At 30.8% G+C, this 12315-nt stretch carries 12 protein-coding genes and 2 tRNA genes; 8 read left to right on the top strand and 6 right to left on the bottom strand.

What is annotated here, in order from left to right:
• Positions 1-10: 10 nt before the first annotated feature.
• Positions 11-1321, bottom strand: a complete 1311-nt coding sequence (der, locus tag RCH18_RS07370) for a ribosome biogenesis GTPase Der (RefSeq protein ID WP_326936108.1) — start codon at positions 1319-1321, stop codon at positions 11-13.
• Between the two features lie 107 nt (positions 1322-1428).
• Here der and RCH18_RS07365 point away from each other — a divergent pair, with 107 nt between their 5' ends.
• Positions 1429-1926 carry a hypothetical protein gene (locus RCH18_RS07365; protein ID WP_326936107.1) on the top strand — a complete coding sequence of 166 codons (498 nt, stop codon included), beginning with the start codon at positions 1429-1431 and terminating at the stop codon, positions 1924-1926.
• 222 nt (positions 1927-2148) lie between these two features.
• Here the strand turns inward: RCH18_RS07365 and era are convergent, their stop codons facing one another.
• Positions 2149-3030 carry a GTPase Era gene (gene era, locus RCH18_RS07360; protein ID WP_326936106.1) on the bottom strand — a complete coding sequence of 294 codons (882 nt, stop codon included), beginning with the start codon at positions 3028-3030 and terminating at the stop codon, positions 2149-2151.
• Positions 3031-3146: 116 nt separating this feature from the next.
• Between era and RCH18_RS07355 the strand changes: the two genes are divergently transcribed.
• The 4 genes from RCH18_RS07355 (at position 3147) to RCH18_RS07340 (ending at position 4856) form a co-directional block, all read left to right on the top strand.
• Positions 3147-3219 (top strand) — tRNA-Met (locus RCH18_RS07355).
• Between the two features lie 31 nt (positions 3220-3250).
• Positions 3251-3323, top strand: a tRNA-Met gene (locus tag RCH18_RS07350).
• Between the two features lie 168 nt (positions 3324-3491).
• On the top strand, positions 3492-3605 hold the full coding sequence (locus RCH18_RS07345) for a GIY-YIG nuclease family protein (protein WP_326936105.1): 114 nt from the start codon (positions 3492-3494) through the stop codon (positions 3603-3605).
• 552 nt (positions 3606-4157) lie between these two features.
• Positions 4158-4856 carry a pseudouridine synthase gene (locus tag RCH18_RS07340; RefSeq protein ID WP_326936104.1) on the top strand — a complete coding sequence of 233 codons (699 nt, stop codon included), beginning with the start codon at positions 4158-4160 and terminating at the stop codon, positions 4854-4856.
• A gap of 501 nt (positions 4857-5357) precedes the next feature.
• Here RCH18_RS07340 and RCH18_RS07335 read toward each other — a convergent pair.
• Positions 5358-5633 (bottom strand): 4a-hydroxytetrahydrobiopterin dehydratase, encoded by a 276-nt coding sequence (locus tag RCH18_RS07335; RefSeq protein WP_326936103.1) that lies wholly within the window; start codon positions 5631-5633, stop codon positions 5358-5360.
• Between the two features lie 59 nt (positions 5634-5692).
• On the opposite strand from RCH18_RS07335, the gene RCH18_RS07330 reads away from it, so the two are divergent.
• Entirely contained in the window at positions 5693-6874 is a 1182-nt protein-coding gene (locus tag RCH18_RS07330) for a GNAT family N-acetyltransferase (RefSeq protein WP_326936102.1), read from the top strand.
• On the opposite strand, the gene RCH18_RS07325 is transcribed toward RCH18_RS07330, so the two are convergent.
• Entirely contained in the window at positions 6867-7757 is an 891-nt protein-coding gene (locus RCH18_RS07325) for a diacylglycerol/lipid kinase family protein (protein ID WP_326936101.1), read from the bottom strand. The two genes, RCH18_RS07330 and RCH18_RS07325, sit on opposite strands and share 8 nt — an antisense overlap.
• 64 nt (positions 7758-7821) lie before the next feature.
• On the opposite strand from RCH18_RS07325, the gene RCH18_RS07320 reads away from it, so the two are divergent.
• On the top strand, positions 7822-8787 hold the full coding sequence (locus RCH18_RS07320) for an App1 family protein (protein WP_326936100.1): 966 nt from the start codon (positions 7822-7824) through the stop codon (positions 8785-8787).
• A 35-nt stretch (positions 8788-8822) separates the two neighbouring features.
• On the opposite strand, the gene RCH18_RS07315 is transcribed toward RCH18_RS07320, so the two are convergent.
• On the bottom strand, positions 8823-10730 hold the full coding sequence (locus RCH18_RS07315) for an ABC-F family ATP-binding cassette domain-containing protein (protein ID WP_326936099.1): 1908 nt from the start codon (positions 10728-10730) through the stop codon (positions 8823-8825).
• A gap of 73 nt (positions 10731-10803) precedes the next feature.
• Between RCH18_RS07315 and RCH18_RS07310 the strand changes: the two genes are divergently transcribed.
• Positions 10804-11187, top strand: coding sequence for a DUF983 domain-containing protein (locus tag RCH18_RS07310; protein WP_326936098.1), 384 nt, complete (start codon positions 10804-10806; stop codon positions 11185-11187).
• Here the strand turns inward: RCH18_RS07310 and RCH18_RS07305 are convergent, their stop codons facing one another.
• On the bottom strand, positions 11188-12237 hold the full coding sequence (locus RCH18_RS07305; RefSeq protein WP_326936097.1) for an NAD(P)/FAD-dependent oxidoreductase: 1050 nt from the start codon (positions 12235-12237) through the stop codon (positions 11188-11190). It lies immediately after the preceding gene.
• Between the last annotated feature and the right edge of the window lie 78 nt (positions 12238-12315).

The raw sequence follows: 12315 nt of genomic DNA, 5'->3' as shown, positions 1-12315 counted from the left end.
ATTTTAACATCTATTTTTCTCTAATATAAATGTCAATTGGCACGCCTGAAAAGTCCCAATTTTCTCTAATTTTATTTTCAAGATACCGCTTATAAGGTTCTTTTACATATTGTGGCATATTAGCAAAAAACACAAACTGAGGAGTTGGCGTAGGCAATTGCATGCAATATTTAATTTTCACGTACTTTCCTTTAGTTGCTGGCGGTGGATAGGCTTCAATTACTTTCAACATAAATTCATTGAATTTTGACGTAGCTATACGTTGTTGCCTATTTTCATACACTTTTACAGTTGCTTCAAGTGCTTTTAATAAACGCTGTTTAGTTAAAGCAGATACAAAAAGAATGGGCACATCAGTAAATGGCATTAACTCTTCTCTTATTTTTTCTTCATAATCACGGGTTGACATGGTCTCTTTTTCAACTAAATCCCATTTATTTACTAAGATTACAACTCCTTTTCTATTTTTCTCCGCTAACCAAAAAATACTTTGATCCTGTCCTTCAAATCCACGCGTAGCATCAATAATTAAGATACAAATATCTGCATGCTCAATTGCACGTACAGAACGCATCACTGAGTAAAATTCTAAATCCTCTTTTACTTTAGCTTTACGACGAATTCCCGCAGTATCAACTAAGTTGAATTCGAATCCAAAACGGTCAAATTTTGTATCAATAGAATCACGAGTAGTTCCAGCAATATCAGTAACTATATATCGATCCTTCCCTATTAAAGCATTTATAAAACTTGATTTTCCAGCATTGGGACGACCAACTACCGCAAAACGTGGTAAAACTATTTCTTCTTGAGTAGGCTCTGGTTTTATAGGAAAAGCATCAATTAACGCATCTAATAAATCTCCAGTTCCACTTCCTGAAATACTTGCAAAAGTATAATATTCACCTAAACCAAGATTGTAAAACTCAACTGCATCTTTTTCCCTCATCGAGTTATCTACCTTATTTACAGCAAGTAAAACTGGCTTTGTTACCTTACGCAATAATTTGGCAACAGCATCATCCATTGGAGTAATCCCTTCTTCAACATCCACTACAAAAATAATAACATCGGCCTCGTCTATTGCAAGTTCTACTTGCTTGCGTATTTCACCCTCAAATACATCATCTGAACCGCGTATGTAACCGCCAGTATCAATAACCGAAAATTCTTTTCCATTCCATTCGCTTTTTCCATAATTTCGATCACGAGTAACTCCCGAAACAGAATCTACGATTGCTTCTCTTCTTTGTATCAATCGATTAAATAATGTCGATTTTCCTACGTTTGGCCTTCCTACAATGGCAACTATGTTATTCATAAAACTATATTCTTATATTTTGCAAAGGTAGTATATAATACCATGACTATCAATTTTTTTGATATATTAGCGCAACCTTACCATATTAACGGAAGCAAATCAAGATTATGGATACTAACAATGAAATACGACTAAGATTACGATTTTATAAGGATGTAATGATTAGTTCTGAAGTTTTAAGTCAAAAATTTGCCGCTTTTGCTAAATCAGCTCCCACTAATTATGGAATAAAAACAAGAGGAAACCATATTTGGCTAAATATAAAAGGGTCGCAAAAATCTTATTATTCTCCAGACTTACATTTAGAATTTGAAGCTAAAAACGAAAATGAAACACATATTAGGGGACTTTTTGGACCAGATCCTACTTTATGGACACTGTTTATGTTCCTGCACTTTGTAATTGCTGGAATATTTTTAATTTTTTGCGGTATCGCCTACTCCAACTCCGTTTTAAATCAAAGTTATACCTTTGATTTGGTAGTTCTTATGCTAATGGTTATTTGCTGGTTTTTACTTTATTTTATTGCTAAACAAATTCGAAACAACGGAAACGACCAAATGCACGAACTTGAAAATTTATTTGCAGAAATCGTAGCATCTTAATTATAATGTTCAAATTAGCACTTAATTATAGCTATAAATTTACAAAGACTTTTCAGTTAAGTTTTAGTACATAACTATCTAATTTGCTTTTCTTCACTCAAAACAGTAATAACACTCAATTTTCCATTTCGTATTAGTTTAAAAAAATCAGTATTAAAAATAATTCTAATACTGATTTATAATAAAACTCTTATGTGAGTAGTAAAAAAGATAAGCACCATACTATTGATTATAACCAAATCGTTTTAACATGTTAGTATTACTTCTCCAATTTTTATTTACCTTCACGTATAATTCAATATGTATTTGTTTACCAAAGAATTTCTCCAAATCGGCGCGTGCTTCCATCCCTACTTTCTTTAGAGCAGTACCTTTATGACCTATAATGATTCCTTTTTGAGTATCTCTTTCTACCATAATCAAAGAACGAATTCTAATAATATCATCAGTTTCAACAAACTCTTCCGTAACAATTTCAACAGCGTATGGGATTTCTTTACTGTAATTCAATAATATTTTTTCTCGAATCGTTTCATTTACAAAAAAACGTTCGGGTTTATCAGTCAATTGATCTTTCGGATAATAAGCGGGAGATTCCGGTAATAACTCAATTATTCTACCAAAAATTTCTGGCACATTAAAATTTTTCAGAGCAGATATTGGAAAAATTTCAGCATTCGGAACTTTAGCAGTCCAAAAAGCTACTTGCTCTTCTAGCTGCTCTTGGTTTGAATTATCAATTTTGTTTAGTAACAATAAGACTGGAATCGTAGCGTGAATAATTTTATTAAAAAAAGCTTCATCTTTTAAATCCTGTTCACCTATTTCTACCATGTAAATCAATATATCAGCATCTTCAAAGGCTGATTTTACAAAGTTCATCATCGAAGCTTGCATTTCATAAGCTGGTTTGATGATTCCAGGAGTATCTGACAATATTAATTGAAAATCTTCTCCGTTAACTATTCCTAAAATTCTATGACGAGTTGTTTGTGCTTTAGATGTAATTATAGACAATCTTTCTCCCACGAAAGCATTCATTAATGTTGATTTCCCAACATTTGGATTGCCTATTATATTTACAAAACCTGCTTTATGTTGCATTTCTTTTTTATTTATTTCGCAAAGGTAGTTATATCAAGTCAATAGATAAAATAAAACATTTTTTTAAATTTATGTTTGGCTTTGTTAAATTTAGTTGTACATTTGCACTCACAAATCGCGGGATAGAGCAGTAGGCAGCTCGTCGGGCTCATAACCCGAAGGTCACAGGTTCGAGTCCTGTTCCCGCTACTAAGATTTTATTGAGATTATAAACGCATATCGCGGGATAGAGCAGTAGGCAGCTCGTCGGGCTCATAACCCGAAGGTCACAGGTTCGAGTCCTGTTCCCGCTACTAGAAAAGCTTCAGAGTAATCTGGAGCTTTTTTTATATCTAAAAAATAGAGAAAGGCTTATATCCGCCAAGGCGGACACAGGTTCGAAGCTCCGCCGCAGCGGAATACTAAGAAAGCTTCAGAGAAATAAGAGGATTTTTTGTTTATATTTATACTGAAAAGATCACATGGAAGAATTTATTGTCTATATCCTCTATTCCAAAAAATTTAATCAAAATTATACTGGATTCACTTCTAATTTAATTGAAAGATTCAAATCTCATAATTTATTAGCAACATAAGGGCATACCATTAGATACAGACCTTGGACTGTGATTCATGTTGATTTTTTCTATTCTAAAGCAGCAGCCATGACAAGAGAAAAATATTTTAAATCAGGAATTGGTAGAGAATTTATTCAAAACCTTATTGTTAACTATTAGTCTCCAAGTCTCATATCCACACAAGTTCGAGTCTTCACCGAGACGAACTACTAAAAAAGCTTCACAGAAATGTGAAGCTTTTTTTATTTTAAATCACTTTTGTAATTCAATCTATGGGCACTGATCACAAATAAGCGCTATAGCGAAGTAAGTCCTATCCCAGCGATTGAAGTTCTCATATAAAACATAATAATCAAGGAAATCAGTTTTTAGACCACCTATTTTATATTCAAATTGAAAAATAAAAAACACGCTTAAATAAATATATTTTTTAATTAACTGATCAAGATTACTATTACAAAGTAAATAGTCATTCGCACAGCATTGCACGAGACTTTCTCTTAGAGAAAGTTATTAAAATAAATAATTCGTAAAAGTAATTTTAATCAAAATCTCTTTTATTTTTGCCAAATGCTAGAAATTATTTATCAAGATGAATACATTATCGCAATAAATAAACCAAGTGGATTGCTTGTCCATAAATCTTTTTATGCGCGCGATGCAAAAGTGTATGCTATTCAAGAATTAAGAAATCAAATAGGAGGACAACACGTTTATCCTATTCATCGTTTAGACCGCAAAACATCTGGTGTTTTATTATTTGCATTGGACAAAGCGGTTTTGAAAATTATGAATGATCGTTTTTCCACACGCGAAGTTGAAAAAAAATATTTAGCGATTTTACGTGGCTGGGCACCCAATGAACTAACGATTGACTATGATTTAACTAATGATGTTGGTGTTGGGCAAAATGCAATCACCTACTTTCATCGTTTGCAAAATGCCGAAGTTGAATTAGAATTTAACAATCAACCAACGTCGCGATATTGTTTAGTAGAAGCAATTCCTGAGACTGGACGTATGCATCAATTACGAAAACATTTTAAACATATCTTTCACCCTATTTTAGGAAGTCGCCCACATGGTTGTAACAAACAAAATAAATTATGGCTGGAGAATTATGACCTTAAAGGAATGATGCTTCATGCACATCAGTTGACTTTTTATCATCCAGTAAAAAATGAACAAGTAATCTTAAATGCAAAGATTAATGAAGAATTTAGTAAAGTAGCTACCATTCTTAATCTGGATTTACGTAGATATAAATAGAATAATAATTTTAAATTGTAATTTTAAATATTCTTGTATTTTGAAAGTTAATATGCCCATTTTAAAATATTATTCTAAGCCTATAAAAACTGCTTCGTTATAATAGTACTTCCTGCCACTAAAAAAGCTTCAAAGAAATGTAAAGCTTTTGTCATTTGAAATCATCGTAATACTGGATCAATTCATTATTCGTGTTCTTTATTCTAGAAAATTTATTAAAAACGCCACTACTCTTACTTCGAGTTTAATAGAAAAATTTAAATTTAACATCATTCCTCATGAAAAATTATATATTTAGACAATTTAAATCATGTGAAAAAATTCACATAAAATTTTATAGTTTTCAAACAGAAGCCATGAATGGTAACAAATAAGTTATCTCAGGTAGTGTAAAAGAATTTATTAAAAATCGCCTTTTTTGTTCTTAAAAATAGGAGTGTCTAATAATTATTGAATTAATGATCCATTGCTCTTATTGCATGTTGATAAAAATATTTACAATTAAATATTTTCTATTGCTTTAGCTAGCTCAACATCTTTATCTGTAACTCCATCTGCATCATGGGTGCTCAATCGAATGTTTACTTTATTGTACACATTATACAATTCAGGATGGTGGTTATTTTTCTCTGCTTCTACACCTACTTGGATAATAAAACCAAGAGCTTGCGAAAAATTTTTAAATTTAAATTTTTTTTCAATTCCATTATTGTCAAAATGCCAACCATTTAGTTCCTTTAAATGTTCTTGAATAGATTCTTCTGAATATGTTTTCATGATTTTATATTTTTATAAAGTTAGTTAAATTTAATTCAACAAAAGATATATTAAGTTTAATGACTAATTTTGGTGAAATATTATTTTTTAATTTGGATTCAGCATACTCATTCATTATTTACGAAAATACTTCTGAACTTCCCGTTAATTGGGATGAGTTAGCAATTTCGACAATTTTTTTAAGTACACAATACTTTACAGTTTTAGAAAAATCATCACCTGAAAATATGATTTGCTATTTCATTGGAATTTTTGAAAATGAAAAGTTAATTGGTATTGCACTTTCTCAGTTTTTGGATTTGAAAAAATTAGAGTCCTTTGGTGATCGTGATAAACGAACTAAAACAAAAATTCGGAATTTTATATTTAAAAATTTTGCTTCTCAAGTTCTTGTATTAGGAAATAATATGTTGACCGGCCAGAATTCCTATACTTTGATGAACGGATTTGATGATAAAAAAGCCATTCAAACCTTATATAAAGCAGCATCAAGTATAAAAACTAATTTTGCAAATAAAGGCATTAAAGTTCATATTACCACTTATAAAGATTTTAATAAAGAAGAAATTAAAAATTTTGATATTCCAGAATTAAATAAAGAGCATCAGTTTTCTACGCAACCTAATATGATTTTTACAATTGATGAAAATTGGAAAACGGAACAAAATTATATCGATTCTCTTTCTAAAAAATATCGAGATCAATATAAAAGAGCCAGAAAAAAAGCTAGTCTTCTTGAGAAGAGAAAACTGTCGTTGGCGGAAATCATTAGGTTAGAGGACGAAATATATAATCTATATTTACATGTAGCTCAGAATGCACCCTTTAATACTTTCTTTTTGCCAAGAAATCATTTTAAAGTTTTTAAAGAAACATTTAAAGATAAATTTTTATTTTATGGCTATTTCATTGGCGATAAGCTGATTGGCTTCAACACGCTTATTAAAAATGGAAATGTGATGGAGACTTATTTTTTAGGTTATGACGAAAGTATCCAACGAGAATATATGCTTTACCTGAATATGTTATATGATATGATTGCTTATTCGATCAATAAAAATTTTGATGAAATAGTTTTTGCACGTACAGCTTTAGAAATTAAAAGTTCAGTAGGCGCTAAACCACAAAAAATGTATGGAATTATTTCTCACACAAATCCATTTCTCAATTCTTTTATGTCTCGAATATTTAAATATTTAGAACCAGAAACGACTTGGCAACAGCGAAATCCATTTAAATAATGATTTGCTGTAATTTTGGAATCGCTACTTTCATTTGTCTTGGCAAGATTGTGATATCTAATTGTTTTTCCATTCCACAATACTCACCATCAATTTGAAAACTCACAGGAACATTTGTCAAAATAGTTGCTTTTTCAGTTGAAATAATTTGGACATCATTAGTTTCTATTGGTATGTTTCCAGTGATAATTTTACCAAGTACAATTAAGTCCATATTCTTTAAAATAACGAGTTCAAACTTTCCGTCGTCCATTTTTCCATTTGGATTTATGGTTATTCCAGTTCCATATTTTTGCGAATTAGCAATAACAATCATTCGCGCTTCGCAAATAACAGTAGGAAATTCCCCTGTAATCGTTACAATAAATGGATCGTCTAAATCAGCTAATGTATATAAGCTTTGTAAAGCATAACCTAATTTTCCCCTAATGGCACTGTTTTCATAATTTTTGATCATTTCAGCATTTAATCCTAAATCACTAAGATGAATACTTTTTTTACCATTTATGCAAATGATATCCACTTCCATATAATGATTAAAAAATGCAATTTCTAGATTCTGCTCAATAGTTTCTGGCAAATTTAAATCTACTGCTAAACCGTTAGCCGATCCAGCAGGTAAAATCCCAATTATCACATCAAATTCTTGCACAGCCTCTGCCACCATTTTTATAGTTCCATCACCTCCAGCTATTATTATACGATCCGGTTTAAGCAAATTACAAAGCTCTTTAATCTCGTCAATATCCGAAACTCCAGAAGTGTAATAAGTGGAGAGAGTAATTTTGTACTTTTCAACAAAAAAATTTACTGATTCGATAAGTGCAGACTTATCTAAACCACCGGAAATAGGGTTAACAATTAGGATATTATTATTTTTCAAGATTTATTCAGGATTATTAATTAAAAAACTTTACTTTCATCTTTTTTCAAATGTAGTACAATTTATGAAACCTATTTTAAAATTATATCGCGGTTACGCTAATGAACAAGAATTAATAGTCATGGGACATGTTTTTAGACCCACCTCACTTGAAGAATATAATTTCCAAAAAAAGAATTTAAAAAATGCCACATCAGTCATTAAAATGTTTCAAATAAAAACGCAAGCTAATGCTGATGTATATTTAGATTATTATGATACTAAAATACATACTAAAACATTAAACGATGGTTATTTTAAGTTTTGCGTTCCTCTTGATCAAAGCATAACTTATGGTTGGATTAATTATCAGGTAAGTATCATTCATAAGGAGGAAACTATTATTACAAAGGAAACTTATATTAGACCACACAAAGGAAATCTTGGAATTATTTCAGATATTGACGATACTTTTTTAGTATCGCACACAAAGAATCCTTTAAAAAAATTATATGTATTACTATTTAAAAATGTAAATAAAAGAAAAGTTTATGATGACGTAGTCTCGCACTATCAAGCGTTAAGCACTGCAGGAAGAAAAAAACATGGTGAACAAAATGCTTTTTTTTATGTTTCTAGCAGTGAATGGAATTTATACCGCTTTATTATAAAATTCACAGAACTTCATAAACTCCCAAAAGCGGTATTATTATTAAAAGATATTAAAACAAGCTTAAAAGATTTTATTTTTACGGGTCATGGTGATCATAATCATAAGTTTGAGAAGATAAAACACATTTTAGAATTTTATCCTAACTTAGAATATGTACTTTTAGGAGACGACTCCCAACAAGATGTTTTTTTATACGAAGCAATTGCCAAAATTTTTCCTATTACTGTAAAAGCCGTTTATATAAGACAAACGTCAGCAAAAAAGAAAGATAAGGTACTATCTGTAATGGAAAATCTACAATCGCTTAATGTTGCTATTTGCTATTTTAAAGATAGCGCAGAGGCTATTGCTCATTCAAAATCAATTGGAATTATTTGATACAAAAAAGAGTCCTTTTATGGACTCTTTACAATTTATGAATTATCAATTTCTTCTTGAACAAGTTCCCAATCTAAAAGAAGCTTGTCTAATTCTGCTTTTTTCTTGTTATAAGCTATAAAAAATTTAGCATCTTCAATATGCTTATCATAATTAGAACTCAACATTTTATCATCTTGTTGAATATCTTTTTCTAATTGTTTTATTTGGCTTTCTACCTTACTGAGTTTATTTTGTAAAGCTTTCCCTTTCTTTTGATCTTCGTATGAAGCCTTATTACTTTCCTTAGGAGAAGTTCCTTTTTGGGCATCTTTTTTCTCTACTTCCCGCATATTTTCCATATTGCGTTGCTCCAGAAAATAGTTGATGTCTCCTAAATATTCTTTTATTTTTTGATCCTTAAATTCGTAAACTAAATTTGACATTCCTTGCAAGAAATCCCTATCATGCGATACTAATAATAAAGTTCCACCAAACTTTTGCAAAGCTGCCTTCAACACATTTTTAGATTTAATATCCAAGTGATTTGTAGGCTCATCCATTAATAAAACATTAATAGGCTGTAAAAGTAGTTTGCAAAGCGCTAAACGGTTTCTTTCGCCTCCTGACAGCACTTTTACCTTTTTCTCTACGTCATCTCCTCTAAATAAGAAAGATCCTAACATATCACGCACTTTCATACGGTTTGTATCTGCCGCTGCGTCCTCCATAGTTTGAAGCAAAGTTATTTCTCCATCTAAATATTCGGCTTGATTTTGAGCGAAATAACCTAGTTGCACATTATGACCTAATTTAATATTTCCATTATATTCAAATTCATCAACTATAGCTTTAATAAAAGTTGATTTACCTTGGCCGTTTTGACCTACAAAAGCAATTTTACTTCCACGTTCAACTAAAAGATTAATATCTTTTAAAATAGTTTTATCACCGTAGCTTTTTGTAACATGCTCTGCTTCTATCACTACTCTTCCAGGTTCTTTAGAAACTGGAAAAGTTATATTCATTACTGAATTATCATCTTCATCAACTTCAATACGATCCACTTTATCTAACTTTTTAATTAAAGATTGCGCCATTGATGCTTTAGAGGCTTTGGCACGGAATTTTTCTATTAATTTTTCCGTTTCTTCAATTTTTTTAGCTTGATTTTTTTGAGTAGCTAATTGCTTTTCTCTAATTTCATGGCGTAAAGTTAAATACTCAGAATATGGTTTATTAAAATCATACGCTTTACCAAGCGAAATTTCAATTGTTCTATTAGTGACATTGTCTAAAAACATTTTATCATGCGAGACAATTACAACTACTCCAGGATAATTTCGTAGAAAGCTTTCTAACCAAATAATACTTTCAATATCCAAGTGATTTGTAGGCTCATCAAGTAATAATATATCATTAGCTTGTAGTAATAATTTAGCTAGTTCTATTCTCATTCTCCAACCGCCTGAAAAGGTCTCCGTTTGATTATCAAATACTTCTCTTTTAAAACCTAAACCGAGCAAAATTTTCTCTGTATCGCCCACATAATTATAACCACCAAGTAATTCAAAACGATGGGTATAATCAGATAGATCTTCTATAATTTGGCTATATTCATCACTCTCATAATCTGTGCGCGTAACTAATAAATGATTAATTTCTGCTAATTTCTTTTCTACGATCTTTATATCGGTAAAAGCCTCATAAGCTTCTTCGAGAACAGTTCTTCCTTGTTCGAAATCAATATCTTGACGCAAGAAACCCATTCGCACTTCTTTTTCGGTTGCGATTTGACCGGAATCAGGTTTGAAATCTCCAGCAAGAATTTTAAGCATTGTCGATTTACCTGCGCCATTTTTTCCAACAAGTCCTACTCGGTCGCCAGCACCTAAACGAAAGGTAACTTCTTCGAATAAATAGGTACCTCCAAAAGAAACAGATAAATTATGTATATTAAGCATGTATTGTGATTTTATTCCTTTTTGAATACGTAATTTTGTACTTCCAAAAATGGAAAAATTAAATTTTTTGCAAATGTTAAAAAAAGGATCCAAATTATATAGCATTTTAACAGGAACTTGTCCAAAATGTCAAAATGAAAGTATGTATTTAGATAAAAATCCGCTTCACCTAGGCAATATATTAAAAATGAATGAAAATTGCAGCCATTGTGGTTTGCGATACCAATTAGAACCTTCTTTTTTTTACGGTGCCATGTATGTTAGTTATGGTCTAAATGTTGCCCTTGGAATTGCAGCCTTTTTAGTGTCATTTTATATTTTCGGCTCAGGATTAAAAGTGGCCTTTATTGTAATTATTTTAGCGATCATAATTTTATTTCCATTAGTTTTAAGAATGTCTAGAAATATTTATATAAACATGTTTGTGTCCTACGACCCTAAAACTAAATTAAAATAATTAAAGTATGCTTTTTTTAAATCTATTGATGTCTATCTCTTTGTCTAAGGGAATTTTATATTCAATAGATTCAAAAAGTGCTTTAGCCATTGCAGGTCCAAGCATAACTCCTCTAGTTCCTAAACCATTTAAAACGTGTATGGAGTTATGAATTTGATGTGTTCCTACTAGAGGTCGTCTGTCTTTTACTGTAGGACGAACTCCCGCAAAATGAGATATAATTTCGAAATCACAGATTATTATTTCTTTAATCCTATCTATCAGTTCTTGTTTTCCTTCATCTGTAGGTAAATCGGTCTTATCTTTCCAATTATACGTTGCCCCTACTTTAAATAAGTGATCGCCTAATGGCAAAATAAACACGCTGGTATTAACTATTACATCTAATGATAATCCAGGCGCCTTTATGATAAATAATTCACCTTTGGTTCCATCTAATGGTAGGTAATTAAAGAATGGATTACTGTGTATTCCAAAACCTTCAGCAAAAATGATATTTCTCGCTTCTATATTTTTATAGAGTAAACTATTATCTGCAATTTTCATAGCTCCATATTCAAAACTGCTTTCATCCAGCCAATTATTTAAATCTAAATAATTTCTATATTCTTTTAAAAGAAGTGCAGTGTCAATATAACCGCTTTGCAAAACTTCCCCATAACCATAAGCCGAATCGATACCTTCAAATTTATTTGATAAAACCTTTGGAGATAAAAATGGAGCTAATCCTATTTTATCTGAAGCTGCAAACCAGTTATTCTGTTCTTCGATAGAGAAAAATTTTCTGAAAATCGGAAGTTTAAAATCTACTTTTATCGAAAGTTTACATTCTAAAGCGGTATAAAATTCACTCATTATTGTTAGTTGCTCCTGCGCTTTCCAAACTTCGCTAAAACGCTTTAAGATAACTGGATTATAAAGACCACCAGCAATTTTAGAAGAATTCTGAGAATTGTTATCTATAACATAAATGGATTTGTCATTTTGTAATGCTACTTCTGCAAAAGCTATCCCTGCTAAACCAGAGCCAACTATTAAAAAATCAATCATTGATCTAATTTTTTTTTAAATAAACAATTATTTAAATTAAAAAAACTCCTACCAGTAAAGGCGGAGTTTTATCTTTTA

Origin of the sequence: Flavobacterium sp. PL11, assembly GCF_035985025.1 — a bacterium.
Taxonomy (GTDB): Bacteria; Bacteroidota; Bacteroidia; order Flavobacteriales; family Flavobacteriaceae; genus Flavobacterium.
Note: the sequence above shows the minus strand (reverse complement) of the source record. Positions and strands in the feature narration are given on the sequence as shown.